Below are 26524 nucleotides of genomic sequence, written 5' to 3'. Positions count from 1 at the left end.
AGGCTAGCGCTCGTTGAAGGAGGCGCGTGCGTTGCGGTAGGCGGTGATGTCGCTGGGCGCGTCACCTGGGTCGAAGCGGATGTCCAGACGATGGCCGAGCAGCTCGGGCCACAGTGTCTGCAGCGCTTCCGGGGTAACGTCCAGTGCCAGCTCGGCCAGCCGCTCGCGGCGGTCAAAACGAATCTCTTCCAGTGCCGTGGCCTGCCAGTAGCGGTTGGCCATGCCCTGCAGGCTGGTGTCCCGCTGGCGCAGCCGGTCGTGCACGGCCTGACGGTGCGCGGCCAGCTCCTCATCGCTCAGCGCTTCGAGGCGCGCTTGCGCCTGGTGCAAGAAGTCATCCATGCGCTCGGCGATCGTGGCGCTATCCACATCGGGCGACTGCACGATCAGCGCAACCCCCGGTGCTTCCAGTAGCGGTGAGTAGCCTGCATTGACGATATAGCCCAGCTGCTCTTCGGTACGCAGCTGCTGGTAGAACGGCGTATCCAGCCACTGCGCCAGGACGCTGAGTCGTGCCTGCTCTTCGAGGCTCTGATCGCGCCCTTGCAGGTAGCGGAGTACCAGCGACTCTTCACGGGTGCTGTGAGGCTGTAGCGTGGTGGCGTCATTGGCCACCCGCAGCGGCTGCAGGGTGGGAATGTCGTCACGGCTCAGACGTGGCGTCAGGGCGCCGCGGATCAGACTGGCCTGCTCCCGTGCCTGGTCGGCGGTCAGGTTACCCACGGCCATGGCGTCGATGTACAGATTGCCCAGGAAGCGGCGCCGGAAGTTGTCCAGGTGCTGTTTCTCCAGGCGCTGGCTTGCTTCCAGCAGCTCGGCACTGGACCACTGCGGGGTCAGCAGGGCTTCGCCCAGCGCGCGGCTGGCCTGTCCGGTGAGCGATGCCTGCGGTGCATTACGCCACTCGCGTTGCAGCTGATAACGCACGCGCTCGAAGGCGCTTGCCGAAATGTCGGCCTGTTTGAGTTGCGCAATGGCCTGCTCGATCAGCGGCGTTTGCCCATCCCGCCAACCCGAAAACGACAGCGTGATGCCGCGTGCATGGGGGTAGGCGCTGAAGGCTTGCCCTGCCAGCCAGGCGGGGTAGAGCGATTCGTTGAGGCTGTCGTTCAGCCAGCTGGCCAGCAGGCGTGTCAGCACCGCTTCTTCGGCTGAGTAGCTGGCGCTGGGGTGCTGCAGGCTGACCCGCCATTCGACGCTGGGCGTGTTGAATCGACTATCCTGCATGTGCCAGGCGGCAAAGGTCTCTGTGTCGATGAGCGAGGAGGGGCGCTCGTCCTGGCCGGGCTGCAGCGTCAGGTCTTCGGCAATGAAGGGGTTGGGTTCTGCCAGCGCCAGGCCCTCCAGGGCCCGGCCCGGCTGTGCAGGCTTCTGCTCGCGCCACTGGGTATTGAACCAGGGCGAGACCTGTTCGCTTTCGATATCCGGGGCGGAGTAGAAACGCAGCATGTTCTGAGGTGTCAGCGCATCCAGATACTCCTGCTGACGCTCGCTATCCATGCCATCCATGCGATACGGCGCGTACTGCACGTCTTCCACGGGGTAGCGCGAAAGGCTCATGGCCAGGCGCGTGGCTTCCTGTTGGGGCGCGCCGTGCTGCTGGAAGCGGAAGGCCTGCTCGCTCAACCGCTGCTGTTCCTCATAGCGCCATTCGGCCAGGCCCTCTTCACGAATTTGCTCAATGGCGGCGAAGAGGGTGGCTTCGATGTCGTCCAGCCGCTCGGCCCCGGCGGGGGTCAGGCTGATGGAGACGGTGAACAGGGCGTGGTTGCCGTCACCGCGGCCCACGCCGGCGGATAGCCCATCGGCCAGTCCTGCCTGGCGGAGCACGGCCAGTAAGCTGCCGTCGCTCTCGTCACCCAATAGATGGGAGATGAGCTGGGTGGGCTTGGTGCGGTACTCGTCCGTGGGGTCTGGAATCGGAAAGTAAAAACGCAGCTGACGGCGGTCCTGCAGTGACTGACGCTCGATATAGCGGGGGAGCGTATCCGAATCCACCAGCGGTGCATCGATCACCGGCACGCTGAGACCGTGATCCGGGATCTCGGCAAAGCGCTCGACCACCAGGCTTTCCAGCTCGTCCAGCGGCTGAGGAGCGACTACGGCCAGGTTCATTACATTGGCATCGTAGTAGCGATGATAGAAGTCGATCACCCGCTCACGCAGCGTCGCCTCGCCCTCTGGCGGGTTGGCCAGGGTGTCACGGCTGCCCACGGCAAAGCCGGTGGTGGCGTTCGCCGGGTTGAGCAACTGGTTCAGGACGTCGTTCTCGCGCCGCGACTCATCACGTATGCGCGCCATGTACTCGGAGTGGACGATATTGCGTTCGCTCTCCAGCTGGTCGGCATTGAACAGCGGTGAGAGGAAAAATTCGCTGAAACGATCCAGGGCGCCGGGCAGTGCCGAGGGCGCGACATCGAAGAAGTAGTTGGTGTCCTGCTGGGCAGTGAAGGCGTTGTGGGAGCCCGCATTTTCGGAAATGAAACGCTGGTAGGCATCCGACTGGGGGTAGGGCTCGGTGCCCAGAAACAGCATGTGCTCCAGGAAGTGCGCCAGCCCCTGCAGGTCTTCCGGGTCTTGTGCACTGCCGACCCGCACGTTCATGGAGGCCGCCGCCTTGTCGGCATTGGGATCGCTGACCAGCAGCGCCTGCAGGCCATTTTCCAGCGTCAGTACCCGGTAGTCACGCTCGTCGAAGGGGCTGACGGTGGGGGTTACCACGTCGGCAATGGGGCTCTCTTCGGCCCAGGCACCGGGCAGAGCCCCCCAAAGTAGCCCTGTAGACAGGCCAAGGGCGATGTGCCGCGCAGCAAGGCGCGGCGGGTAAGCAGGGATGAGTCGCAGCATTACAGCTCCTGTGGCACGGTCCAGCGCAGCATGGGCCCAACGGGATGCGCGCAGGAGGGTGACTGAAAGGCAGGGTTGTTCACATGCCTTGATACCGGAAAAGCGCCCAACAGTTCCAGAGGGGCCGGCATCAATAGCGGTGTCAGTTGGTCGGGGTCGGTGTTCGGGTCCAGCCATGTCGATACGTCTTCGGGGGCGATCACCACCGGCAGGCGGTCGGTCAGCGGTGACAGGCAGGCATTGGCCGGCACGCTGATCAAGGCCGTCGAGTCGGTAAAGGTCGTCAAGGTGGTGTGATAGCGGCACCAGAGGGCGCCCAGCAGAAGGGGCGCGCGCTGCACGTGGGTCACCAGATAAGGCTGCTTGTTGCGCGCCTGAGGCTTCCAGACATAAAAGCCGCTCACCGGGATCACGCAGCGCCGGGCGTTGAACGCCTCCTGAAACATGGCGCGTTTGCTCAAGGTTTCGGCCCTGGCGCAGTGGGGGGCGTGGTCGAGCACTTTCAGCCAAGGGGGGGTAAGGCCCCAGAACAGCGGTGACAGCGTCATGCGGCCCTGCGCCATGCGAATGGCAGAGACAGGCTGGCGCGGGGCCATGTTCGGCGACTCGATCAGCGGCGCCGCCGAGGCCAGCGCTGGCAATAGACGAGCGAGCGGTAAGCGCTGTACGTGTAGGCGTCCCGTCATGCGGTCTCCTCGAGTGCAACGCGGTCGCTTGACTGCCACGGGGCAAGGTCAAAACGGGGTAAGCGGTGTGAATACGTTAAATGTCGTGTTTTAGTGTCGAAAACAGTGTTCGATGTAAGGTATCCTATCGTAGTCCTTGCTCTCGCTAAAGCGCGATGAGGCAATCTTTCCTGTTTGCCGTTGACCCTAAGAGATCGCCATGGCCCGTCCCAGACAGCATGCGCCCGACGCCCTCCATACGCAGGTCATGCACGCTTGTGATGAGTGGTTGGCTCAGCAGCCAGTTCATGGCCTATCACTGCGTGCCCTGGCCCGAGAAGTGGGCTGTGCGCCCAGTACCCTGCTCAAGTTATATGGCAGCTTCAATAACCTGTTGCAGCATGTCAACGTTGAGACCCTGGCCCGGTTGCAGCAGACCATTACCGGCTTGGCGGCCGATGACCCTGAACCCTGGTTGCGTGCTCTGGCGCATGCCTATTGGCGCTTTGCCGAGCAGGATTGTTACCGCTGGCAGCTGTTGTTCGACTATCCGCTGGCCCAGGAGGGTGAGCTGGATCAGCGCCAAAGCGCTCTCATCGAGGCGCTGTTTACTCAGGTGGAAACCTCACTGAAAGAGTACCAGCCCGCGCTGGACGATCTCGAAGCGCGCCGCCTGGGGCGCACGCTGTGGGGAAGTGTGCATGGCCTGGTGCAGTTGGGGTTGAATGAACGGCTGGGCTACTGGCAGGGGCAGCAGCTGAAGGTCGATGAGCTGTTGGAGCAGTTGATGAGCACGGTATTGGCCGGATTGCGGCACCGGGAGGCGGTGACGTGACAGGAGGGGTGAAGGCGCTGCGCCGCCTGCTACGTCGATTGATCTATCTCGCCATGCGTGGCTGCTATCGGCTGACGGTGCATGGGCAAGGGCATGTGCCGAAACAAGGCGCTGCGCTGGTGGTGTGCAACCATGTCAGTTTCATGGACGCTCTGGTACTGGGAGGCGCCAGCCCCCGACCGCTGCGGTTCGTGATGGACCAGCCTATCTTCGAGTCCCGCTGGCTCAAGTGGTGGTTTCAACTGGTAGGCGCCATTCCCATCGAGTCGGAGCGCCATAGCCCCGGCGCGCTGCGGCGCACGCTGGACGAAGTCAGCAAGGCGCTGCGCGATGGCGACGTGGTCATGGTGTTTCCGGAAGGGCGTTTGACCCCCGATGGCGAGATTCACACCTTTCGGCGTGGGCTGGAGACCATTCTGGCCCGTGACAACGTGCCGGTGATTCCTGCCGGGCTGGCCGGGCTGTGGGGCTCCTGGACGTCACATCACGGCGGCAAAGCATTGAAGAAGTGGCCTTCGCGGTTCAGGGCGCCGGTCAGCCTGCACTTCGGCCCGCCCATTGCGGTGCAGGAGGTAGAAGGTGTTGCCCTGCGTCGCTATCTGGAAACCCGGGTAAGGGCCCTCAAGGCCGCGGCCGATAGCGATATCGCGCACCGCTAGCCGCGTCAGCGACGCGGCAGGCGGAGCTTCTGCCAGCAACGGGCGGAAGTGATCAGGTTGTCACGAATCTCGAGAATTTCCATTCGCGTATTGCCTATCTGCAGGCAGGCCGGGCCGTCCGGGAAAGATTCCAAGTGTTCGAGAATCAGCCCGTTGAGGGTTTTCGGGCCGTCGGTGGGCAGTTGCCAGCCCAGCATCTTGTTGATCTCGCGGATATTGGCCGTGCCTTCTATGACGTGGCTGCCATCGTCCTGCTGATGAATCTCGTCGTCTTCGGACACGTCGGTGGTGAACTCGCCGACGATCTCTTCCAGAATGTCTTCCAGAGTGACCAGTCCTTCCACATCGCCATACTCGTCGACGACGATGCCGATACGCCGCTTCTGTTTCTGGAAATTCAGCAGTTGGGTATGCAGGGGTGTCGACTCGGGAATGAAATAGGGCTCACGCGCTTCCTGAACGATGGCGGCCTTGGTGACTTCATCGCGAGATAAAAAGCGTGCTGCGTTGCGCAGGTGCAGCATACCGATGATGTTGTTGATATCGCCTTTATAGACCGGCAAGCGGGTATGCTGGCTGGTGCGGATCTGGGTCAGGATCTCTTCCAGGGAGTCGTCCAGATCGATGCCCAGCACTTCATGCCGCGGCACCATGATGTCGTTCACCGTGACGTTTTCGAGATCCAGAATCGACAGCAGCATGGCCCGGTGGCGGTAAGGAATCAGGGTGCCTGCTTCATGCACCACGGTACGCAGCTCGTCGCGGGTCAGGCTGTCACCGCCGTTGTCGACGCTTTTCACGCCAACGAGCCTCAGCAGTCCATTGGAGACCATATTGACCAGCCATACCAGCGGGTAGAGCAGCTTGAGCAGCGGCTCCAGTGCTACCGACGTGGGGTAGGCGATGCGCTCGGGCTTGATGGCTGCGTAGGTCTTGGGCGTGACCTCGGCAAAGACCAGGATGGTGATGGTCAGTAACGCCGTCGCGACGGCTGGCCCTGTGACATCGCCAAAAAAGTGAATGGCGATGATGGTCGCGATGGATGCGGCCAGGTTGTTGACGAAGTTGTTGCCAATCAGGATGACGCCAATCAGGCGGTCGGGACGTGTCAGCAGGCGCATGACCCGTTTGGCGCGGCGGTCGCCGCTGTTTGCCTGGTGGCTGAGTCGATAGCGGTTGATCGACATCATGCCCGTTTCGGAGCTGGAGAAGAAGGCAGACAGTAAAATCAGCAAGGCTAGCAGGCCGAACAGTAACCCCAGGGGGAAGTCGTCGCTCAAGTCGAATGTTCCTTTATGGCGTGTCAGGCTCGATTTGTAGAGTCATGCGGGTAGCGTGTCAAGGAGTGCTTAGCGATTCAGCAGGATTTCCAGCACGAACTTGCTGCCAAAATACGCCAGCAGCAGCAGGGCGCATCCCCCGAGGGTCCAGCGCACCGCGCGCATACCACGCCAGCCGAAACGGTAGCGGCCCACCAGCAGCGTCGTGAAGATGATCCAGGCCCCCAGCGACAGCACGGTCTTGTGGGCCAGGTGCTGGGCAAACAGGTTGTCCAGGAAGATCAGGCCGCTGGCGATGGATACCGTGAGCAGCAGAATGCCCGCCCACACCAGCTCGAACAGCACCCGCTCCATGGTGGTCAGCGGTGGCAGTGACTGCACGATGCCGCGAATGTGGTGATGGCGCAGGGCCTGGTTTTGTAGCCCCACCAATACCGCCTGCACGGCGGCGATGGCCAGCACGGCGAAGGCCAGGGCCGAGCTGACCGCGTGCAGCAGGATGCCGGGGGTCAAGCCGCTGTGGCTACCCTGGCTGGGCAGCCAGGTGGCGACGATCAGCGCGATGCCCGCCAGCGGAAACAGCACGATACCGGCGTTCAAGACGGGCTTGAACAGGCTGGCCACCAGCACCACGTTGACCGCCACGGCCATCAATAGCGTCGCGCTGGTGGTGAAGCCCGGCAGCAGGCCGGGGGCGGCGCCCACCAGCTTGACCACCACGGGAATATGCAGCAGCAGGCCAAGGGCGCCCAACAGGCGCACCATGCCCTGGCGTGGCGGCACGCGGCGAAACAGCGTCATGCCCTGCCAGATGGCAGCAGCAACATAGAGTACAAAGGCAATCGTGGCGAAAGGTAGCGCCTGCATGATGCTATCCGTGCGCCTGGCAGCGCGTCATGGGGTAAACGTGGCGACCGGCCAAACGTTTCTGCAAAACGCCGCAGGGCCCGGTCACTGCCGCTCCTTCCAGAGCGGTACTGCTACTATAACGAATCATGGCAGCGTCGCACAGTCATGGCTAGCCAACGCTTGCGGCCATGGAGACTCGCGGCGTGAGCGCGTATAATCGATGCCACATTCGTCCGGTGAAGACACCCGGCGACAGCGACGGAGGCAGAGGCCCCATGTTTCAGAATTTGAGTGAGCGTCTATCCCAGACGCTGAAGTCTATCAAGGGTCAGGCGCGCCTGACCGACGACAACATCAAGGACACGCTGCGAGAAGTGCGCAAGGCATTGCTCGAAGCCGACGTGGCGCTGCCCGTGGTCAAGGCGTTCATCGAGCGGGTGCGTGAACGTGCGGTAGGCCAGGAGGTCTCCAAGAGCCTGTCGCCGGGTCAGCAGTTCGTCAAGATCGTCCAGCAGGAGCTGGAAGCCATCATGGGCGAGGCCAATGAAGGCCTCTCCCTGAAAGGCTCTCCTGCCGTGGTGCTGATGGCTGGTTTGCAGGGCGCGGGCAAGACCACCTCGGTGGCCAAGCTGGCCCGTTACCTGCGCGAGCGCGAAAAGAAGAAAGTGCTGGTGGTTTCGGCAGACGTCTACCGCCCTGCGGCCATCGACCAGCTGGAAACCCTCGCCAAAGAGGTGCAGGTCGACTTCTATCCATCGCGCTCCGACGAGAAGCCGGTCGATATCGCCACGGCAGCCATCAAGCATGCCAAAATCCAGTTCCATGACGTCGTACTGGTAGATACCGCTGGCCGCCTGGCCATCGACGACGCCATGATGGCCGAAATTCAGGCGCTGCATAAAGCCATTGCTCCTCAGGAAACGCTGTTCGTCGTCGACGCCATGACCGGCCAGGATGCGGTGAATACCGCCAAGGCCTTCCATGAAGCGCTGCCGCTGACCGGCGTCATTCTGACCAAGGCCGACGGTGACGCCCGTGGCGGTGCCGCGCTGTCGGTGCGCCACGTGACCGGCAAGCCGATCAAGTTCATGGGGGTGGGGGAAAAGGTTGATGCCCTGGAGCCCTTCCATCCTGACCGGGTAGCCTCGCGCATTCTGGGCATGGGCGACATGCTGTCGCTGATCGAAGAAGCCGAACGCACCGTCGACAAGGACAAGGCCGCGAAGCTGGCCAGCAAGGTCAAGAAAGGCGATGGCTTCGACCTGGAAGACTTCCGCGACCAGCTCCAGCAGCTCAAGAAAATGGGCGGCATGGGCGGCCTGTTGGGCAAGCTGCCGGGCATGGGTCAGATGGCAGAGATGGCCCAGGGCCCCGGGCCAGAAAAGGAGCTGGGCAAGCTGGAGGCGCTGATCAACTCCATGACGCCCAAAGAGCGCCGCAAGCCCGATATCATCAACGGTTCGCGCAAGCGCCGCATTGCGGCAGGTGCCGGACTTCAGGTGCCGGACCTGAACCGGCTGCTGAAGCAGCACAAGCAAATGCAGAAAATGATGAAGAAAGCCGGCCAGAAGGGCGGCATGCAGAAGATGATGCGTGGCATGTCCGGCATGATGGGGGGCAAAGGCCCCGGCGGCCCAGGTGGCCCCGGCGGTATGGGGGGCATGGGCGGAATGGGTGGCCCGGGTGGTTTGCCCTGGCGCTGAGCCCGCCTGATGCCCCTTTGCAAGGTTGACGGCCTGTGAGTTTTCTGGCTGTCAGGCTTTCCAAGCAGGTCGCATTTGCGTAGAATGCGGCCTCTTCATGTTTGGGTGTTGCTGAAAAGTGCTCTGGCACTGGGCGATATTCCATGGATGAAGGTCCTGAAGGTGCCCTCTGCTGGGCCAGGCAAGCGTTTCGCAAGCCCTGGTGAGGCAGGAGCACCAAGAAAACAGTATGACGAGTGTTCTGATAGCGCATTGGCGCTATGCCCCACTCGCGTAACCTCAACCGAAGGATAGTTATCGTATGGTTACCATTCGTTTGGCACGTGGTGGCGCCAAGAAGCGTCCCTTTTATCACCTGACCGTGACCGACTCTCGCAACGCCCGTGACGGCCGTTTCATCGAGCGTATCGGTTTCTTCAACCCGGTTGCCCGTGGTCAGGAAGAGCGTCTGCGCGTTGATCTGGACCGTGTGACTCACTGGCAGAGCCAAGGCGCCCAGCTGTCTGGTCGCGTTGCCGAGCTGGTCAAGGAAGCACGCAAGCAGGCGTAAGCCTGAGCGTTGTGTGAGATATCGCCGTTCATCAATGCTGTTGTGGAGTGGTCGTCAATGACGCGTTTTGAAACCAGCCCGACTGACGACACGCACGTTGTGCTTGGTAAGCTGACCAGCCCTCACGGGATCAAAGGTTGGCTGAAGGTCTACTCCTATACCAATCCCATGGACAGCATTCTGGAATACCCTGAGTGGTGGGTGCGTCAAGGTAATACGTTGACCCCCATGCGCGTCGTTCAGGGCAGTCGGCAGGGCAAGGGACTGGTTGTGCAACTGAAAGGGGTCGATGACCGTACGGCGGCCGAAGCGCTGGCCCAGGCGGATATTCTGATGCCCAAGGACGCACTGCCCGAGCTTTCCGACGATGAGTATTACTGGCATGAGCTCGAGGGCCTCGCGGTCTTTACTCAGTCAGGCGAGCGGCTGGGACGGGTCAGCTACCTGTTCGAGACCGGCGCAAACGATGTCATGGTGGTACGTGGAGACGACGACGCAATCGACAAGCGAGAGCGATTGTTGCCTTTCCTGCCCGATGACGTGATCGTTGAGATCCACCTGGAAGAGGGCCGTATGGTCGTCGACTGGGGCCCCGAGTTTTGATGAGCCAGAACGCTTTGACGGAACGAACGGAAACGGATGCGACGATGACTTCACCGGCACCCGTGGAAAGTGCGACAGACGCGCCCGCCATGTGGATTGGCGTGGTATCGCTGTTCCCTGACATGTTCGATGCGATTACCCAGCAGGGTGTGATCGGTCGAGCCGTCGAGAAGCAGCAGATTGCCCTGGAGTTCTGGAATCCACGCGACTACGCCACCGACCGCCATCGCAGTGTCGATGATCGCCCTTACGGGGGTGGCCCCGGCATGCTGATGAAGGTCGATACCCTCAGGGCTGCGATTGCCGATGCCCGCCAGCGCGCGGAGCAGGCAACCGGTTTGACGCCCACCGTGATCTACTTGTCGCCCCAGGGGCGCAAGCTCGATCAGCAGGGAGTTCAGGCGCTGGCCGCCGCAGGACCCCTGGTGGTGGTTGCCGGACGCTATGAAGGTATCGACGAGCGTGTGGTGGAGAGTGACATCGATGAAGAGTGGTCGATCGGTGACTATGTGCTCAGTGGCGGCGAACTGCCGGCCATGGTACTGATCGACGCAGCGGCAAGACTGATACCCGGTGTACTGGGTCATCAGGACTCCGCTATCGAGGACTCGTTTAACGACGGCCTGCTGGACTGCCCGCACTATACTCGCCCGGAAGTGATCGACGGGCGCAAAGTGCCGGATGTGCTGTTGAGCGGTAACCATGCCGCCATCAAGCGCTGGCGGTTGAAGCAGTCTCTGGGACGTACCTGGCAGCGTCGACCCGACCTGCTGAGCGGACGTACCCTGGATGCCGAGCAGCAACGGCTGCTGGATGAGTTCATCGAGGAACACGCCTCGTCTGTGGTGTCGACAACGACACCCTAGAGGATGGCGGCGGTGCAGGGCGAAGGCGTTGGCCAGCGCACCTGTGTCACCCATAACGACTCCCGCGTGGCTCGCTTCGAGCGCCGGGATCACGGTTTGCCCCTTTCACAACTGCGCGGCAAGCCACTACGTTATTTAGGAGCATGAAGATGAGCAGCAAGAACAAGGTGATCCAGGCGATCGAAGCCGAGCAAATGAGCAAAGAGATTCCTGCTTTTGCACCGGGCGACACCGTTGTCGTTCAGGTTAAAGTAAAAGAAGGTACTCGCGAGCGTCTGCAGGCGTTTGAAGGTGTGGTCATCGGCAAGCGTAACCGTGGCCTGAACTCCGCTTTCACCGTGCGCAAGATTTCTCACGGTGTTGGCGTTGAGCGTACTTTCCAGACCTACAGCCCGCTGGTTGACTCCATCGAAGTCAAGCGTCGCGGTGACGTTCGTCAAGCCAAGCTGTACTACCTGCGTGAGCGTAGCGGTAAATCTGCACGTATCAAGGAAAAGCTGGCTTAATCGCCACGCTTTCACGGGCGCCTGGCGCTCGGATACGGAAAACCCCGTTACCGCTTTGCGGAGCGGGGTTTTTGCTTATCGTTCTAGCATGAGACCGTTTGCGTATGAGCATGATCGATGCCTATCTGGATGCCCTTTGGCTGGAACAGGGTGCCAGTGACCATACGCTAGCGGCCTACCGGCGAGACTTGACGGCCTGGCAGCAGTGGCTGGCGGAAGAGGGCGAGACGCTGTTGACGGCCTCGCCGGACCGCCTGGGCGTGTGGCTCGACCAGCGCCGTGAGCAGGGGTATCAGCTGCGCAGCAATGCGCGCCTGGTGTCGTCGCTGCGCAGCTTCTATCGCTGGGCGCGGCTGTACGGGCATATCGATGCCGACCCGTTGGCCCGCGTGGCGCTGCCACGGGTGCGCCCCAGCCTGCCCAACACGCTGGAAGAGGACGAAGTGGAGCGGCTGCTGCTGGCGCCGGACATCGAAACGCCGCTGGGCGTGCGTGACCGCGCCATGCTGGAGTTGCTGTACGCCTGTGGGCTGCGGGTTTCCGAGCTGGTGGGTTTGACCGGCGATGCGGTGAACCTGCGCCAAGGGGTGGTGCGAGTGCGAGGCAAGGGCGACAAGGATCGCCTGGTGCCCATGGGAGAAGAGGCTGCCGAGTGGCTGGAGCGCTACCTGCGCACGGCGCGTCCTGCCTTGATGCAGGACCCGACGCGGCCCGCACTGTTTCCCGGCCGGGGTGACCGTGCCATGACTCGCCAGACCTTTTGGCACCGTATCAAGGCCCACGCCATCACGGCCGGCATCTCGAGGCCACTGTCGCCGCATACGCTGCGTCATGCGTTTGCCACCCACTTATTGAATCATGGTGCCAATTTACGTGTCGTACAGCTGCTGCTGGGTCATAGCGATCTATCGACCACGCAAATTTATACGCACGTCGCCCAGGCGCGCCTGGAGCAACTGCATGCCGACCACCATCCAAGAGGTTGAGAAAACAATGCGTCAACGTATGCCTGAATGTGTAGCGTCCCGTGCCCCCTGGTGGGTGTTGGCAATCAGCCTGCTGCCCGCGCTGGCTCTGGCGGATGCCACGGCCGACCGCCTGGCCGAAAGCCTGAGTGTCAACGGCCAGCCGATGCCGGTGGAGCAGGTCAGCGTCACGCCGATGGAGGGCATCTACCATGTGCGCCTGGAGAGCGGTGAGTCGTTCTACTCCAATGCCGATGGCAGCCACTTTCTGGTGGGGGATCTGTTTGAAAACGCCGATAATGGGCTGGTCAACCTGACCGAGCAGTCGCGCAATCAGCAGCGGGCCGAGGCGCTGGCCGCGGTCCCCGAAGACGAGCGTGTCATTTTTCGCGGCGTCGGTGAGCCCAAGGCAACGGTCATCGTGTTTACCGACCCTACCTGCCCCTACTGCGAGCGTCTTCACGAGACGATTCCAGAGCTCAACGAGCGCGGGATTGCGGTACACTATCTGGCCTTCCCGCGCGCGGGCATGAGCAGCGCCGCTGCGGAAACGCTTCAGCAGGTATGGTGCTCCGACAATCGCAGCGAAGCGATGAATCAGGCCAAGGAGCGGCTGGCCATTGGCGCCAGTGCGCGGTGCGATAACCCGGTCGCCGAGCAGTATGCGCTGGGCCAGGCGCTCGGGGTTCAAGGCACCCCTGCCATCGTGCTGCCCAGCGGCCAGATGGTGCCGGGTTTTGTGCCTGCCGAGCGGCTGGTGGCCATGTTAGGCTTGGAAGATGAATAACGTCACCCGAGTGACGAACATAGCGCTGAGACACTGAATCACGAGGCGGTGCCCAAGGGCGCCCAACACGAAAGGGGAAGTATTTTGAAACCGGTAAGAGTAGGCATTTGTGGGCTAGGTACGGTTGGTGGTGGCACGTTCAACGTGCTGACGCGTAATGCGGACGATATCAGTCGCCGCGCGGGCCGTCCCATCGTCATCGAACAGGTCGCCCACCGCAGTATTCATGCTGACTGCGATATTACCGGCATCAACGCCACCACCGACGTGTTCGCAGTGGCCAACAACCCCAACGTGGACGTGCTCGTCGAGTTGATCGGTGGCTACGACATCGCCCGTGAGCTGGTGCTGACGGCCATTGCCAATGGCAAGCACGTGGTGACGGCCAACAAGGCGCTGATCGCGGTGCACGGCAACGAGATCTTCCGTGCGGCCCACGAAAAGGGCGTGATCGTGGCGTTCGAGGCGGCGGTAGCTGGCGGCATTCCCGTCATCAAGTCCCTGCGTGAGGGGCTGGGTGCCAACCGTATCGAGTGGGTGGCCGGTATCATCAACGGCACCGGCAACTTCATCCTGACCCACATGCGGGACGAGGGCCGTGCCTTTGAAGACGTGCTGGCCGAAGCCCAGGCGCTGGGCTACGCGGAAGCCGACCCCACCTTCGACGTGGAAGGCATCGATGCGGCGCACAAGCTGACCATTCTGGCCTCCATCGCCTACGGCGTGCCGCTGCAGTTTGAAAAAGCCTTTACCGAAGGCATCTCGCGGATCACCGCCGAAGACGTGGAGCAAGCCGACAACCTCGGTTATGTGATCAAGCACCTGGGCATCTCCAAGCGTACCGATCAAGGGCTGGAGCTGCGGGTGCATCCCACGCTGATTCCAAAAGAGCGTTTGCTGGCCAATGTCCACGGGGTGAAAAACGCCATCGCGGTCATGGGCGATGCCGTGGGCCCGACGCTCTATTACGGCGCCGGTGCCGGGGCCGAGCCAACGGCTTCGGCCGTGGTGGCCGACCTGCTGGACGTGGCGCGTGATATCGCCACCGACCACCACTATCGAGTGCCTTACCTGGCGTTCAGCGGCATCGACGAAGACGTCAGCCAGCTGCCGATCATGCCCATGGAAGAGATCACCACGGCCTACTACCTGCGCTTGCTGGCAGTGGACCGTCCTGGTGTGCTGGCGCGTGTGGCGACGATTCTTGCCGAGCAGGGCATCTCCATCGAAGCGCTGATCCAGAAAGAGGCCACCGAAGGTGAGCTGGTGCCGATCATTCTGCTGACCCATCGCACCAAAGAGCGCCAGATGAACGCAGCGATCCGCGAAATCGAGGCCATGGCCGATATCGCAGGCCCCGTCACCCGCATTCGTGTGGAAGCCCTGGACGAAGGAGAGTGAGCATGCGCTACGTCAGTACTCGCGGTCAGGCCCCCGCGCTTTCGTTCGAGGAAGTCGTGCTCACCGGCATGGCCAGCGACGGCGGCCTCTACGTGCCGGAAACCGTTCCGACCTTCAGCCGTGAAGAGCTGGCCAGCATGGCCGGGCTCTCCTATGCCGAGATCGCCTTCCGGGTCATGAAGCCCTTCGTCAACGGCGAGATCGACGACGAGACGTTCCATGGCCTGGTCACCGATGCCTACGCCACGTTCAATCACGACGCGGTGCTGCCGCTGAAGCAGCTCGACGCCAACCACTTCCTGCTGGAGCAGTTCCACGGGCCCACGCTGGCGTTCAAGGACGTGGCACTGCAACTGCTGGGGCGGCTGCTGGATCACTTCCTGAAAAAGCGTGACGAGCGTGCGGTGATCATGGGCGCCACGTCCGGGGATACCGGCTCGGCGGCCATCGAAGGCTGCCGCCATTGCGACAACCTGGATATCTTCATTCTGCACCCCCACAACCGCGTGTCGGAAGTGCAGCGTCGTCAGATGACCACGGTACTGGCAGACAACGTGTTCAACGTGGCCATCGAGGGCAACTTCGACGATGCCCAGGCCATGGTCAAGGCCAGCTTTGCCAACCAGGGCTTCCTGAACGGCACCCGGCTGGTGGCGGTGAATTCGATCAACTGGGCGCGCATCATGGCCCAGATCGTCTACTACGTGGCCGCCGGGGTCGCACTGGGCGCACCGCAGCGGGAAGTGAGCTTCTGTGTGCCATCGGCCAACTTCGGCAACGTCTTTGCGGGCTACATGGCCTACAAGATGGGGCTGCCAGTGAAGCAGTTCATCATTGCCACCAATGCCAACGACATTCTGCATCGTACCCTGGCGGCCAACGACTTCTCCAAAAAGGAGCTGGCTGCCACGCTAGCGCCCTCCATGGATATCGTCGTGTCGTCCAACTTCGAGCGTCTGCTGTTCGATGCCTACGAGCGTGATGGCGACGCCGTGGCCGCCCTGCTGGAGCGCTTCCAGCAGGAGCCCACGGCGCTGGCCGATGCGCCGCTGGCCAAGCTGCGGGAAAAATTCGCCAGCTACAGCGTGGATGACGCCACGATTCTGGAAGTCATTCGCGAAGCCCATCGTCGCACGGGTGAGATTCTCGACCCCCATACCGCCACCGGTTATCGCGCGGCGGAGCGGGCGCGTCAGGATACCACCACGCCAATGATCACCCTGGCCACGGCTCACCCGGCGAAATTTGCCGAAGCCGTGGTCAAGGCGGGCTTCCAGGGCGTGCCGCTACCCACGCACATGAACGATCTGCTGGAGCGTGAAGAGCGCTACACCGTGCTGCCGGCAGAGCTGGGTGCGGTGCAGCAGTTCGTTGCCGACAACCGTCGCTGAGGTGGCATGACGACAGTGTCACCCCTCTCAGCCAGTCATCCTCGCCTCGAGCCTCGCCCCCTGGACGAGGCTGTTTACATGCGCGCCCAGGCGCAAGGGCTAAGCGAGCTGCAGGCACGCCTGTTGGCGTCGCGGCTGCCCGGCTATACCGGCGAGCTGACGCCGCTGGTGTCGCCCAGCCTGCGCTATCTGGTGCACCCTGAAAAGCTGGCCGATGGTCGGCGCGCCGCGGAGCGTATCGCCCAGGCCGTCGCCGAAGGCGAGTCCATCGGCATCCTGACCGATTACGATGTCGATGGCATCACTTCCCATGTGGTCATCCGGCGCACTCTGGTCGAGCTGTTTGGCGTGCCCGAGCATAAGCTGCACAGCCTGATTGGCCACCGTATTCACGATGGCTATGGCATCAGCCTACCGCTGGTGGAGCGTACGCTCGGCTTGAAGCCGCTGCCCACGCTGGTGATCACCGCCGACTGTGGCAGCTCCGACGAGCCGCGGATCGTGCGCTTGAAAGCGGCGGGGATCGACGTGGTGGTCAGCGACCACCATGCGCTGCCCTTGGAAGGCCCGCCGCCCTCGGCTTACGCCTGCGTCAACCCCACCCGCAGCGACTGTCGCTATCCGGATAAAACCATCGCAGGCTGCATGGTGGCGTGGCTACTGATGTCACTGGCCCGTAGCGTGTTGGTGGAGTGGGGCGCGCTGCCGGATGCCACCCCCAAGCTCTCGCCCTGGCTCTCCTACGTGGCCCTGGGCACGGTGGCCGACTGCGTCTCGTTGGGGGGCAGCCCTGCCAACCGAGCGGTGGTCAGCCATGGGTTGACCCTGATCAACCGTATGGATGCCGCCTGCTGGCGCGCCATGGCCGCGCGGTTAGGGGCCGACAGTGTCCCGTTCAACGCCGAAACCCTGGCGTTTCAGATGGGCCCGCGCATCAATGCCCGCTCGCGGCTGGACGACCCCTATGCGGCGCTGCACTTCATGCTGGCCGAGAGCGACGGCGTCGCCAATCGGCAGTTGGAGGTGCTGGATCAGGATAATCAGTCGCGCAAGGCCATCGAAGCCGACATGACCGAGGAAGCCAAGGCGCTGGCGGTCGCGGCTCTGGAGGCCAATGAGCCCGCTATCGTGGTGCTGCTGGAAGACGGCCACCCCGGCGTGCAAGGGATCGTCGCTTCCCGCCTGGTACAGGCCTATGGCCGTCCGGCGCTGATACTGACGCGGGCCGCTGCACCCAACATGCTGACCGGTTCTGGCCGCTCCATCGACGGCCTGCATCTGCGCGACGCGCTGCAAAGAACCTTCGAGCTGGCACCAGAGGCGCTGCCGCGCTTTGGCGGGCACCGCGGTGCCGCAGGGGTCGGTGTGCCCAGGGAGCAGCTGGTGGCCTTCAAGGCGGCTTTTCTGCAGGCCGTTGGCGAGCAACTGGGCAACATGCCGCTCTACCCTCGCCTATGGACCGATGGCGAGCTGTCAACGGCCCAGCTTAGCCTGGCCACGCTGGAAGAGATCGAGACCCTGGGCCCCTATGGCCGGGAGTTCGAACCTCCGCTGTTCGAAGGACGCTTCATCGTGGAGGCGCTGCGCCCGGTGGGAGCCGAAGGCTCGCATCTGATGATGGAGCTTTCCATGGGAGCGGTGACCAGCAAGGCGATCTGGTTTCGCGCCCTGACGCCGGGCGAGCTGCCTTCGTTTGGGGTGGGCGACACCCTGCACTGTGCCTACAAGCTCAACCGCAACCGCTGGCGCGGTCGCGAGGCACTGCAGTTGATGGTGGAGCACGCTAGCCCCGTTTGACGCGCTCCGCTATCCTCGCGTCCTTGGCCGATGCCCCGGCCGCTCCAACAATCCTAAAAAGGACGCATCGATGCGTATGGAAGATCTTCCCAAGGACCCCCACAAGCCCTACGAGGACGTGATGGCGATGCTGCTGGGCACGCTGTTCGTGGCGCTGGGAGTCACCCTGTATACCCACGCGGTGCTGCTGACAGGCAGCACCGCCGGGATGGCGCTGCTGCTGAATTACCTGAGCGGATGGGGGTTCGGTGTGTGGTTCTTTGCCATCAACCTGCCGTTTTACTATCTGGCCATCAAGCGCATGGGCTGGAGCTTTACGCTACGTACCTTTGCCGCCATTGGCCTGGTCTCGCTATTTTCCGAGTTGACCCAGCGCTGGGTCAGTTTTGAAAGCGTCCCTTCGCTGTACGCCGCCGTGATGGGCGGCGCGCTGATGGGCATTGGCATGCTGATGCTGTTTCGCCACCGCACCAGCCTTGGCGGCATCAACATTCTGGCGCTCTACCTGCAAGACAAGCATGGCCTGCGGGCAGGCTTTGTGCAGCTGGGAATCGACGCCGTGATCCTGCTGGTGGCACTCACCCAGCTACCCCTAGACCGCGTAGGCTACTCGGTGTTGGGGGCGCTGATGCTCAACTTGATTATCGCCCTGAACCACAAGCCAGGGCGTTATATCGGGGTTAGCTAAGCGGTTGCTAGTTAAGCCAAAACCACCAGACGATCAAGCCAATGACGGCGATACCCGCAAGATTGATCAGTAAACTCATACGGCCTCCTGCTGGGTGGGCTTCCATAACCGCAGGCGGTTGGCGTTGCTGACCACGGTGATGGAGGAGAGCGACATGGCCGCGCCCGCAATAATGGGTGACAGCAGCATGCCGGTCATGGGGTAGAGCACGCCAGCGGCAATCGGGATGCACAGCACGTTATAGCCAAACGCGCCGATCAGGTTCTGCTTGATGTTAGAGAGCGTGGCACGGCTCAGTTCAATCGCCGTGGCCACGCCGTGTAGTGAACCGCGCATCAGCGTAATACCGGCGCTCTCCATGGCGATATCGGTACCCTGGCCAATGGCAAAACCCACGTTGGCTCGGGCCAGCGCGGGGGCGTCGTTAATACCGTCGCCCACCATGCCGACCACTTCGCCCGCCGCTTGGCGGCGCTCAATTTCTGCGTGCTTGTCGTCAGGCGTCATACCTGCCTTGAACTCGCTAATGCCGACCTCGCGGGCCACCGCAGCAGCGGTATGCTCGTTATCGCCCGTCAACATCACCACGGTTAACCCATCATCCTGCAAGCGCTTCACGGCGGCGGCGGCATCTTTGCGCAGCGGGTCGCTAACGCCGAAGAGGGCGGCCAGCTTGCCATTCACCGCTAAATAAACCAGCGAGCGCGCCTTGGCTTCCAACTGGCGAATGCTCTCGTCTGCTGGGGAAAGATCAACGCCAGCCTCATCCAGTAGCCGCGCATTGCCTAGCAGCAGCGTGTCATTAGCTTGGCTGGTGCCTTTAACACCACCGCCGGTCACGCTATCAAAGCTAGCCAGCGTATCGGGTCGGGCGCCTTGCTCTTCGGCGTAGGCCGTCAGCGCTTTGGCAAGGGGGTGCTCGGAGCGGCTCTCTAAGGCGGCCACCCAGGCCAGTACTTGGGTGCTATCATCGTGCAGCACCGTTGCCTCGGTGACGCGCGGTTTGCCTTCGGTCAGCGTTCCCGTTTTATCGACGACCAGCGTGTTCAGGCGGCTAGCGGTTTGCAGCGCTTCGCCGCTGCGCACCAGCACGCCATGCTCGGCGGCTTTGCCCACGCCAATCATGGTAGAGATCGGGGTGGCCAAGCCCAGCGCGCAGGGGCAGGCGATAATTAGCACGGTAGTAGCAGTAACCAGCATATGAATAGCCACCGGAGCGGGTCCGAGGTTGTACCAGGCAAGGGCCGTTAGCACCGCAATAATCATCACGGCGGGTACAAATATGCCTGAGATCGTATCGGCCAGCTCGCCAATCGGTGGGCGGGAGTTTTGTGCGCTGGCCACCTGCTCGGTAATGCGCCCCAAACGGGTATCGCGGCCGATGCGCGTGGCGCGGTACACCAAGCTACCGTTACCGTTCACCGTGCCCGCGCTTACGTCATCGTCCGCTGTTTTATGCACGGGCACCGGTTCGCCGGTAAGCATGGATTCATCGATATAGCTCTGGCCGTCGAGCACTACGCCATCCACCGGCAGCCGCTCACCGGGGCGCACGCGAATATGGTCATCCAGCGCTACATCGTCCACCGCGATTTCTTGTTCAACGCCGTCGCGTATCACCCGGGCGGTTTTCTCCTGCAGGTCGAGCAGCCGTTTAAGGGCGCTGCTGGTGCGACCGCGGGCTTTGAGCTCCAGTGCATTGCCCAACAAAATCAGGCCGATCACCATGGCAGAGGCTTCAAAATAGATGCCGTGAGCCACCTCAGGCAACCAGGGGGCAAAGAGCACCACCATCATGGAGTAGAGCCAGGCGGTGCCGGTACCCATGGCCACCAGGGTGTCCATGTTGGCTTGATGATGCTTGAGGTTCTTCCATGCATTCACAAAGAAGTGGCGGCCAGGAAAGACCAGAATGGCCAGGGTGAGCAGGCCAATCACCAGCCAGAACAAGCGCCCCATCCCCACCGGGTGTGGGTGATAGAAAAACATACTGAGCATGAGCGGTAGCGCCAAGGCGAGCGAGTAGGCACTACCCTTCAGGCGGATTTTATAGAGCCGCGCTTCTTGTTCTGCACGCGTCTCTTCGGCGGCGCGCATATCGACAATCGGTTCGGCGCGGTAGCCTGCGGCATCGACGGCGGCCAGCAGCGTTGCTACATCGACGTGGCCAAACACCTGGGCGGTATGGGTCGCGAAATTGACGCTGGCCGTATCCACGCCTTGTGCGCGTTCCAAGGCTTTCTGGACACTTTTGACACAGCTGGCGCAGGTCATGCCGGTGATGGCCAGGCGTATTCGCTGGCTGCCCTGGTGGGAGCGTGGCGTGTCAGCCGTGTGGGCCGCTGCCGTCGAGTCGTTACCTTCGGCCTCGGTTTTGGTGTCGTCAACAGCTGGCGGGGCCAGCTCGCTGGGAGGGTAGCCTGCCTTTGCCAGGGCGTCATCCAGAGCCGTCATGCTCAGGGTGGTGGTGACCTCCAGGTGTTTGTCGGCTGGGAAGCCGGTCACCTCGGCAGTGGCGTCCTCGGCGAGAATCGCTTCCCGCATGCGCTTGACGCAGCCCTGGCAGTTCATGCCGGGTACGGCGCGGGTCAGCGTTGTTGGCGGTGCGTGGCGTTGGGGCATGCTGCCTCCTCGGGAAAACTTTCGATCAAGCGGCACAGGCTGTGGCCATCGGGGGTGCCGTCGGGCATGGTCTGCCAGCTCTCCAGCGCCTGCTCCATGCGGTGCGCTAGCGCTTCCAGCTCGGCAATGCGCGCCCTGATTTGCGGCAGGCGATGGGCCAGCAGGTCGCGTACCAGTGGGCAGGGCGAGTCGCCCTGGTCGGCATGGGCCAGAATGTCGCGTATTTCGGCCACGCTAAAACCCAGTTTGCGGGCGCGCTGAATGAAGTGCAGGCGCTCCAGGTCCCCAGCGGTGTAGAGCTGATAGCCATTGTCTGGATGCCTGCTCGGCGTCAAGAGGCCTTCACGGGTGTAGTGACGCACCGTTTCCGCCGTGACGCCACCGCGTTTGGCCAGTTCACCGACTTTGATGGCGCTCACGAAGCCTCCTTTTTGACATCGCTTTTGAAAAAGATAGCGTAAAACCCTTGGGTAACCCATAGGTCAAGGGCCGCCCTTATCTCCATCGAAATGACTAAAACACTGATTTCAAACGACCGTGCGACTAATGTATAAGTAAAAAACAAAATAAAACGCTCGTTTGCCCTTGAACCAAACCCTACATTGGGCGAAAACTTAGGTGTCAGAACAATGCGGATGGAACGCACCGTCCGACGTATCATCGGGAGAGAGGCCCACCATGAATAATAACTTCAAGAAGCTGACCCTTGCGGCTGCCATCGCAGCGGTGGCCTTCACTGGCCAGGCGCAGGCGGGCGGGTACCAGATCAACGAACAGAGCGTCAGTGGCCAGGGCTATGGCCATGCTGGGCGTAGCTCGAACGTCAACGACGCCACCATCGTGTTCGGTAACCCTGCGGGTATGTCATTCCTGGATCGCGCCCAGGTGACGGCGGGCGGTACTTACCTGAACGTGAACTCCGACATTCGTAACGTGGAAGCCAGCCGCACACTTGATGCGGGCGTGGCGATGGGTGGCGCACCTGCCGGGGTGCAGGTGCCGATTGGTGGCGTACCCGGCACCAACGATGGCGACATGGTGCCTGGGGCTCTAGTGCCTTTTGCCTTCTATGCGCAGCCGGTCAATGAGCGGCTGGCCTTCGGTTTTGGCGTCTATGCTCCCTTCGGCGCCAAGACCGACTACGAGAACGATTTCCAGGGGCGCTATTTCGGTGATTACACCGAGGTGACGGTCATTAGCGCCCAGCCGACGGTCTCCTATCGCTTCAATGACCAGTGGGCGGTGGGTGTCGGCATCACCTACAACAGCGTGGATGGTGAGCTTCGCAGACAGCTGCCGACCGATCCGAGCTTCAACCCCACCGGGGATATCGATTCGCGGGTCGAGGGTGACGACGACGGTTGGGGCTACAACATCGGTGTCATCTATCAGCCGGTTCCCGAGACGACGCTGGGTCTGACCTATCGCTCCAAGGTGGACTACACCTTGACGGGTGACTTCCGCGCTTATGATCCCGCGGGCAATGTGGTCCTCGCCGATGATGCCAGCCTGGACCTGACTACACCCGAGACCGTCAACTTCTCCATCACTCAAGAGATGACGGATCGCCTGAAGCTGATGGCGGGGGCTTCCTGGGTGCGCTGGAGCCGCTTCGACCAGATTCTGGTGACGGGCAGTCAGGGTGACACCATCACCCAGGAAATTCAGAACTACTCCAATGCCTGGGCCTACGCACTGGGCGGTGAGTACCAGCTCAATTCGCAACTGGCGCTGAGAGCCGGTATCACGCTGGACTTCACCCCGTCCGACGATGAGTATCGCAGCGTGCGGATTCCGTCTGACGACCGCCGTATCTTCTCTATCGGTGCCGGTTGGAGTCCGACCGACGACCTGACGCTGGATTTCGCCTACTCCTACCTGACCGAGCGGGGTACCAGCGTCAGTCAGGAGCGCAGTGATCTCCTGGCAAGCGACGCGACTGGCGGCGTTCCCATTGGGGGAGCAAGCTACTCCGCCGACTACAAGAACGAGGTCCACGGCTTCGGTGCCCAGCTGACCTATCGGTTCTGATGTGACGGCTCGCGCTTACTGATCGACTGACCCGGCTTCGGCCGGGTTTTTTGCTTTCTCAGGGTGGGTGCGATTGGCAGCGGGTTTGGTTACAATGCCTGCCAGAATGTCGCCGTTGGGGTGGCTGGCACCGTCTCAGGTGGCCAGGCCGTCCCAACGGCGACTGTCTCTTTTGCGGCGCGAGGCGACCCCCGCGTCAGCGAGCTTTATTTACCGACCAAGATTAGGGCCATCCATGCTGGAAACCAACCCGATTCACAACCAGATCAAGGACCTGTCTGAGCGGACAGACGTTCTTAGGGGGTATCTTTGACTATGCCGAGCGTAAAGATCGGCTAGAAGAAGTTTCCCGCGAGCTCGAAGACCCCAACGTCTGGAACGACCCGGAATACGCCCAGAAACTGGGCAAGGAACGGGCCTCCCTGGAAGCCATCGTGGCCACCATCGACGAGCTGGAGCAGGGCCTGGCGGATAGCCGCGACCTGTTGGAGCTGGCCGAGATGGAAGAAGACGAGGCCACGGTCGAGGAAGTCCGCAAGGAGCTGTCCGGGCTGCAAGATGCGTTGGAAAAACTCGAGTTTCGCCGCATGTTCTCGGGAGAAATGGACGAGAACAACGCTTATCTGGATATTCAGTCAGGATCGGGCGGCACCGAAGCTCAGGATTGGGCCAACATTCTGCTGCGCATGTACCTGCGCTGGGCCGAAAGCCACGGCTTCAAGACCGAGATCATCGAAATCTCTGCCGGGGAAGTCGCGGGTATCAAGTCGGCGTCGCTGCATATTCAGGGTGACCATGCCTTTGGCTGGCTGCGTACCGAAACCGGCGTCCATCGTCTGGTGCGCAAGAGCCCCTTCGACTCGGGTGGTCGTCGCCACACCTCGTTTGCCTCCGTCTTTCTGTCGCCAGAAATCGACGACAGCTTCGAGGTCGAGATCAACCCGTCGGACCTGCGCGTGGATACCTACCGCTCCAGCGGTGCGGGTGGCCAGCACGTCAACACCACCGACTCGGCGGTGCGGATCACCCACGAGCCCACCGGCATCGTGGTGGCCTGTCAAAACCAGCGTAGCCAGCACGCCAACCGCGACTTCGCCATGAAGCAGTTGAAGGCGAAGCTGTGGGAACACGAAATGCAAAAGCGCAATGCGGCCAAGCAGGAAGCGGAAGACTCCAAGGCCGATATCGGCTGGGGTAGCCAGATTCGCTCTTACGTACTGGACGATCAGCGCATCAAGGATTTGCGTACCGGCGTTCAATCCAGCAACTGCGACAAGGTACTCGACGGCGATCTGGACCAGTTCATCGTCGCCAGCCTGAAGCAGGGTCTGTAATCTTTTTAGCGTGTGAATTTGAATAGGGTGCCCGATGGCCAACCAAGACGCGTCTTCTTTCGACAATGAAAATCACCTGATCGCCGAGCGCCGTGCCAAGCTCGCCGCCCGCCGTGAGCGGGCGGCAGAGCAGGGCAAGAGTGCCTTTCCAAACGACTTTCGCCGCGACAGCCTGACCGTAGAGCTACAGCAACTGCTGGGTGACAAGGACAAGGCCGAGCTGGAAGCGCTTGACCATCAGGCGTCGGTAGCGGGTCGTGTCATGCGCCAGCGTGGCCCCTTCATCGTGATTCAGGATGTGGCTGGCCAGATTCAGCTCTACGTGGACAAGAAAGGGCTGCCGGAAGACGTGCTGGAGGACATCAAGGGCTGGGACATCGGCGATATCGTCGCGGCCCGCGGCCCGGTGCACAAATCCGGCAAGGGCGACCTGTACGTCATGATGACGGAAGCGCAGCTGCTCACCAAGAGCCTGCGCCCCCTGCCGGACAAGTTCCATGGCCTGACCGACCAGGAAGCGCGCTATCGTCAGCGTTATGTAGACCTGATCATGAATCCGCAGTCGCGCAAGGTATTCGAAACCCGTGCGGCGGTGATCAGCTCCATGCGGCGCTTCTTCGAAGCGCGCGGCTTCATGGAAGTGGAAACGCCCATGCTGCAGCCGATCCCCGGTGGAGCCGCGGCGCGCCCTTTCATTACTCACCACAATGCGCTGGACATCGACATGTACCTGCGCATCGCGCCCGAGCTGTACCTCAAGCGTCTGGTGGTCGGCGGTTTCGAGAAGGTCTTCGAGATCAACCGTAACTTCCGCAACGAAGGGCTCTCCACGCGCCACAACCCCGAGTTCACCATGGTGGAGTTCTACTGGGCCTACGCGGATTACCGCGACCTGCTGGACATGACCGAAGCCATGCTGCGCACGGCGGCTCAGGAAGTGCTGGGCACCACCACGCTTACCTACCAGGGGGCCAGCTACGACTTCGGCCAGCCCTTCAAGCGCCTGACCCTGCGCCAGGCGATTCTGGATCACGGCGACGGCATTACCGAGGCCGACCTGGCGACGCTGGAAGCGGCCCGTGCGGCTGCCGAGAAGCTGGGTATCAAGGTGAAAGAGAGCTGGGGCCTGGGTAAGCTGCAGACCGAGATCTTCGAGGAAGTGGCCGAGCACAAGCTCGACCAGCCCACGTTCATTACCGAATACCCCGCCGAGGTGAGCCCCTTGGCGCGCCGCAACGACGCCGACCCGTTCGTCACCGACCGCTTTGAGTTCTTTGTCGGTGGGCGTGAAATCGCCAATGGTTTCTCGGAGCTGAACGACGCCGAAGACCAGGCGGAGCGTTTCCGTGAGCAGGCAGCCGAAAAAGACGCCGGGGACCTGGAAGCCATGTACTACGATGCCGACTACGTTCGCGCCCTGGAGTACGGTATGCCGCCCACGGCAGGCGAAGGCATCGGGATCGACCGGCTGGTGATGCTGTTTACCGACAGTCCCTCCATTCGAGACGTGTTGTTGTTCCCGGCGATGCGCCCCGAGGTTGATTAACGTTAAACGTCGCAGGGGCGGACGAAAAGTTGGTAAGGGCGCGTTTTAGCGCCCATAATGGTCAACGTTTCGACGGCGAGGAGAATCCCATGAAACTGCTAAATCGCTCTGCCTTGAGCGTCAGGCCGACCCAGACCTTCGTGGACTGGATCAATGCGCTCGAACCCACCATGGGAGACGACGACCTGACCCTGGCCGACGTCGAGCGTGAAAGCACGGTGTATCTGATTCCCGAAATGGATACCCCGGAGGCGCTGGAGACGTTTGTCCGCGACCGGCACGTGGAGATTCTGGAAACCGAGCTGCGCGCCTGGGAAGAGGATGAGCGCCAGTGGCCCGAAAAGCTCGACTGGGCGCTGTTCGAGGATTTCCTGCGCGTCGAGCACAGCTATCTGGCCATCGACCTGGATGACGAGACGGCCCTCGAGATCTCTGACGTTGACGATGCCCTGCTGCTCGACAACGAACAAGATTAGCGTGCTATTATTTTTAGCAAAATTCCGCGTAAACCCTCGCCCAATCGAGGTTGTCGCAAATCTCCTAACGACTCAAAACTAAACCTATACACAACGATGTCGATGGCTGGACGACATCATCAC

Annotated in this window: 23 protein-coding genes; 17 read left to right on the top strand and 6 right to left on the bottom strand. The window is 61.9% G+C overall.

Features of this window, described 5'->3' with window-relative positions; genetic code table 11:
• Positions 1-3 precede the first annotated feature (3 nt).
• Together CWI66_RS13450 and CWI66_RS13445 are read right to left on the bottom strand one after the other, a co-directional pair.
• Complete coding sequence (locus tag CWI66_RS13450) at positions 4-2847, bottom strand: insulinase family protein (protein ID WP_100731960.1); 2844 nt, start codon at positions 2845-2847, stop codon at positions 4-6.
• Positions 2847-3533 carry an SOS response-associated peptidase gene (locus CWI66_RS13445; RefSeq protein WP_039183410.1) on the bottom strand — a complete coding sequence of 229 codons (687 nt, stop codon included), beginning with the start codon at positions 3531-3533 and terminating at the stop codon, positions 2847-2849. Before CWI66_RS13445 ends, CWI66_RS13450 begins: the two co-directional genes overlap by 1 nt.
• A 199-nt stretch (positions 3534-3732) precedes the next feature.
• On the opposite strand from CWI66_RS13445, the gene CWI66_RS13440 reads away from it, so the two are divergent.
• Complete coding sequence (locus CWI66_RS13440; protein WP_081138819.1) at positions 3733-4347, top strand: TetR/AcrR family transcriptional regulator; 615 nt, start codon at positions 3733-3735, stop codon at positions 4345-4347.
• Positions 4344-5006 carry a 1-acyl-sn-glycerol-3-phosphate acyltransferase gene (locus CWI66_RS13435; RefSeq protein ID WP_039183404.1) on the top strand — a complete coding sequence of 221 codons (663 nt, stop codon included), beginning with the start codon at positions 4344-4346 and terminating at the stop codon, positions 5004-5006. The genes CWI66_RS13440 and CWI66_RS13435 overlap by 4 nt, the downstream gene beginning before the upstream one ends.
• A gap of 5 nt (positions 5007-5011) precedes the next feature.
• Here the strand turns inward: CWI66_RS13435 and CWI66_RS13430 are convergent, their stop codons facing one another.
• Together CWI66_RS13430 and CWI66_RS13425 are read right to left on the bottom strand one after the other, a co-directional pair.
• Complete coding sequence (locus tag CWI66_RS13430; protein WP_081138823.1) at positions 5012-6286, bottom strand: HlyC/CorC family transporter; 1275 nt, start codon at positions 6284-6286, stop codon at positions 5012-5014.
• A gap of 69 nt (positions 6287-6355) precedes the next feature.
• Positions 6356-7153, bottom strand: coding sequence for a cytochrome C assembly family protein (locus tag CWI66_RS13425; RefSeq protein ID WP_100731959.1), 798 nt, complete (start codon positions 7151-7153; stop codon positions 6356-6358).
• Positions 7154-7410: 257 nt separating this feature from the next.
• On the opposite strand from CWI66_RS13425, the gene ffh reads away from it, so the two are divergent.
• The 11 genes from ffh (at position 7411) to CWI66_RS13370 (ending at position 18392) form a co-directional block, all read left to right on the top strand.
• The gene (gene ffh / locus CWI66_RS13420) at positions 7411-8838 is read left to right on the top strand and encodes a signal recognition particle protein (protein ID WP_100731958.1); all 1428 of its coding nucleotides are present in this window, start codon (positions 7411-7413) and stop codon (positions 8836-8838) included.
• 301 nt (positions 8839-9139) lie between these two features.
• Positions 9140-9388, top strand: coding sequence for a 30S ribosomal protein S16 (gene rpsP, locus CWI66_RS13415; RefSeq protein ID WP_009098555.1), 249 nt, complete (start codon positions 9140-9142; stop codon positions 9386-9388).
• Positions 9389-9445: 57 nt separating this feature from the next.
• Positions 9446-9991 carry a ribosome maturation factor RimM gene (gene rimM / locus CWI66_RS13410; RefSeq protein ID WP_100731957.1) on the top strand — a complete coding sequence of 182 codons (546 nt, stop codon included), beginning with the start codon at positions 9446-9448 and terminating at the stop codon, positions 9989-9991.
• Positions 9992-10080: 89 nt separating this feature from the next.
• Positions 10081-10857, top strand: coding sequence for a tRNA (guanosine(37)-N1)-methyltransferase TrmD (gene trmD / locus CWI66_RS13405; protein WP_039183457.1), 777 nt, complete (start codon positions 10081-10083; stop codon positions 10855-10857).
• Positions 10858-11006: 149 nt separating this feature from the next.
• On the top strand, positions 11007-11363 hold the full coding sequence (rplS, locus tag CWI66_RS13400) for a 50S ribosomal protein L19 (protein ID WP_100731956.1): 357 nt from the start codon (positions 11007-11009) through the stop codon (positions 11361-11363).
• 104 nt (positions 11364-11467) lie between these two features.
• The gene (xerD, locus tag CWI66_RS13395) at positions 11468-12349 is read left to right on the top strand and encodes a site-specific tyrosine recombinase XerD (protein WP_016916000.1); all 882 of its coding nucleotides are present in this window, start codon (positions 11468-11470) and stop codon (positions 12347-12349) included.
• Positions 12324-13115 (top strand): DsbC family protein, encoded by a 792-nt coding sequence (locus CWI66_RS13390; RefSeq protein WP_081193953.1) that lies wholly within the window; start codon positions 12324-12326, stop codon positions 13113-13115. Before xerD ends, CWI66_RS13390 begins: the two co-directional genes overlap by 26 nt.
• An 84-nt stretch (positions 13116-13199) precedes the next feature.
• Positions 13200-14516, top strand: coding sequence for a homoserine dehydrogenase (locus CWI66_RS13385; RefSeq protein WP_081193954.1), 1317 nt, complete (start codon positions 13200-13202; stop codon positions 14514-14516).
• Between the two features lie 2 nt (positions 14517-14518).
• The gene (gene thrC / locus CWI66_RS13380) at positions 14519-15907 is read left to right on the top strand and encodes a threonine synthase (RefSeq protein WP_100731955.1); all 1389 of its coding nucleotides are present in this window, start codon (positions 14519-14521) and stop codon (positions 15905-15907) included.
• Positions 15908-15913: 6 nt separating this feature from the next.
• Positions 15914-17704 carry a single-stranded-DNA-specific exonuclease RecJ gene (locus CWI66_RS13375; protein ID WP_081138830.1) on the top strand — a complete coding sequence of 597 codons (1791 nt, stop codon included), beginning with the start codon at positions 15914-15916 and terminating at the stop codon, positions 17702-17704.
• Between the two features lie 70 nt (positions 17705-17774).
• A complete protein-coding gene (locus CWI66_RS13370; protein WP_016916005.1) occupies positions 17775-18392 on the top strand; it encodes a YitT family protein in 618 nt (205 codons plus the stop codon).
• Between the two features lie 75 nt (positions 18393-18467).
• On the opposite strand, the gene CWI66_RS13365 is transcribed toward CWI66_RS13370, so the two are convergent.
• Together CWI66_RS13365 and CWI66_RS13360 are read right to left on the bottom strand one after the other, a co-directional pair.
• Positions 18468-21014 (bottom strand): heavy metal translocating P-type ATPase, encoded by a 2547-nt coding sequence (locus tag CWI66_RS13365; RefSeq protein WP_100731954.1) that lies wholly within the window; start codon positions 21012-21014, stop codon positions 18468-18470.
• The gene (locus CWI66_RS13360) at positions 20981-21424 is read right to left on the bottom strand and encodes a MerR family transcriptional regulator (RefSeq protein WP_040461254.1); all 444 of its coding nucleotides are present in this window, start codon (positions 21422-21424) and stop codon (positions 20981-20983) included. Before CWI66_RS13360 ends, CWI66_RS13365 begins: the two co-directional genes overlap by 34 nt.
• 268 nt (positions 21425-21692) lie before the next feature.
• Here CWI66_RS13360 and CWI66_RS13355 point away from each other — a divergent pair, with 268 nt between their 5' ends.
• The 4 genes from CWI66_RS13355 (at position 21693) to CWI66_RS13340 (ending at position 26401) form a co-directional block, all read left to right on the top strand.
• Positions 21693-23045 (top strand): OmpP1/FadL family transporter, encoded by a 1353-nt coding sequence (locus tag CWI66_RS13355; RefSeq protein WP_100731953.1) that lies wholly within the window; start codon positions 21693-21695, stop codon positions 23043-23045.
• A 235-nt stretch (positions 23046-23280) separates the two neighbouring features.
• Positions 23281-24379, top strand: a protein-coding gene (gene prfB, locus CWI66_RS13350; RefSeq protein WP_100731952.1) for a peptide chain release factor 2 whose coding sequence is annotated in 2 segments (ribosomal slippage) — positions 23281-23355 and positions 23357-24379 — 1098 coding nt in all. Because the reading frame shifts where the segments join, the coding sequence is not laid out codon by codon here.
• Positions 24380-24413: 34 nt separating this feature from the next.
• The gene (lysS, locus tag CWI66_RS13345; RefSeq protein WP_100731951.1) at positions 24414-25925 is read left to right on the top strand and encodes a lysine--tRNA ligase; all 1512 of its coding nucleotides are present in this window, start codon (positions 24414-24416) and stop codon (positions 25923-25925) included.
• 89 nt (positions 25926-26014) lie between these two features.
• Positions 26015-26401: a hypothetical protein gene (locus tag CWI66_RS13340; RefSeq protein WP_016916012.1), complete on the top strand. Its 387-nt coding sequence runs from the start codon at positions 26015-26017 to the stop codon at positions 26399-26401.
• Positions 26402-26524 lie beyond the last annotated feature (123 nt).

The organism is Halomonas sp. 141, assembly GCF_002810305.1.
GTDB classification, from domain to species: Bacteria; Pseudomonadota; Gammaproteobacteria; order Pseudomonadales; family Halomonadaceae; genus Vreelandella; species Vreelandella stevensii.
This window is presented reverse-complemented; position numbering and strand designations above follow the sequence as displayed.

Excerpts from the sequence above, each read along its gene's own strand:
- CWI66_RS13390 (WP_081193953.1), top strand. The coding sequence starts at position 12,324 with ATGCCGACCACCATCCAAGAGGTTGAGAAAACAATGCGTCAACGTATG.
- CWI66_RS13365 (WP_100731954.1), bottom strand. The coding sequence starts at position 21,014 with ATGCCCCAACGCCACGCACCGCCAACAACGCTGACCCGCGCCGTACCC.
- CWI66_RS13450 (WP_100731960.1), bottom strand. The coding sequence starts at position 2,847 with ATGCTGCGACTCATCCCTGCTTACCCGCCGCGCCTTGCTGCGCGGCAC.
- lysS (WP_100731951.1), top strand. The coding sequence starts at position 24,414 with ATGGCCAACCAAGACGCGTCTTCTTTCGACAATGAAAATCACCTGATC.
- rpsP (WP_009098555.1), top strand. The coding sequence starts at position 9,140 with ATGGTTACCATTCGTTTGGCACGTGGTGGCGCCAAGAAGCGTCCCTTT.
- CWI66_RS13370 (WP_016916005.1), top strand. The coding sequence starts at position 17,775 with ATGCGTATGGAAGATCTTCCCAAGGACCCCCACAAGCCCTACGAGGAC.
- CWI66_RS13445 (WP_039183410.1), bottom strand. The coding sequence starts at position 3,533 with ATGACGGGACGCCTACACGTACAGCGCTTACCGCTCGCTCGTCTATTG.
- xerD (WP_016916000.1), top strand. The coding sequence starts at position 11,468 with ATGAGCATGATCGATGCCTATCTGGATGCCCTTTGGCTGGAACAGGGT.
- trmD (WP_039183457.1), top strand. The coding sequence starts at position 10,081 with ATGTGGATTGGCGTGGTATCGCTGTTCCCTGACATGTTCGATGCGATT.
- CWI66_RS13340 (WP_016916012.1), top strand. The coding sequence starts at position 26,015 with ATGAAACTGCTAAATCGCTCTGCCTTGAGCGTCAGGCCGACCCAGACC.
- rplS (WP_100731956.1), top strand. The coding sequence starts at position 11,007 with ATGAGCAGCAAGAACAAGGTGATCCAGGCGATCGAAGCCGAGCAAATG.
- CWI66_RS13425 (WP_100731959.1), bottom strand. The coding sequence starts at position 7,153 with ATGCAGGCGCTACCTTTCGCCACGATTGCCTTTGTACTCTATGTTGCT.
- thrC (WP_100731955.1), top strand. The coding sequence starts at position 14,519 with ATGCGCTACGTCAGTACTCGCGGTCAGGCCCCCGCGCTTTCGTTCGAG.
- CWI66_RS13355 (WP_100731953.1), top strand. The coding sequence starts at position 21,693 with ATGAATAATAACTTCAAGAAGCTGACCCTTGCGGCTGCCATCGCAGCG.
- CWI66_RS13375 (WP_081138830.1), top strand. The coding sequence starts at position 15,914 with ATGACGACAGTGTCACCCCTCTCAGCCAGTCATCCTCGCCTCGAGCCT.
- CWI66_RS13440 (WP_081138819.1), top strand. The coding sequence starts at position 3,733 with ATGGCCCGTCCCAGACAGCATGCGCCCGACGCCCTCCATACGCAGGTC.
- ffh (WP_100731958.1), top strand. The coding sequence starts at position 7,411 with ATGTTTCAGAATTTGAGTGAGCGTCTATCCCAGACGCTGAAGTCTATC.
- rimM (WP_100731957.1), top strand. The coding sequence starts at position 9,446 with ATGACGCGTTTTGAAACCAGCCCGACTGACGACACGCACGTTGTGCTT.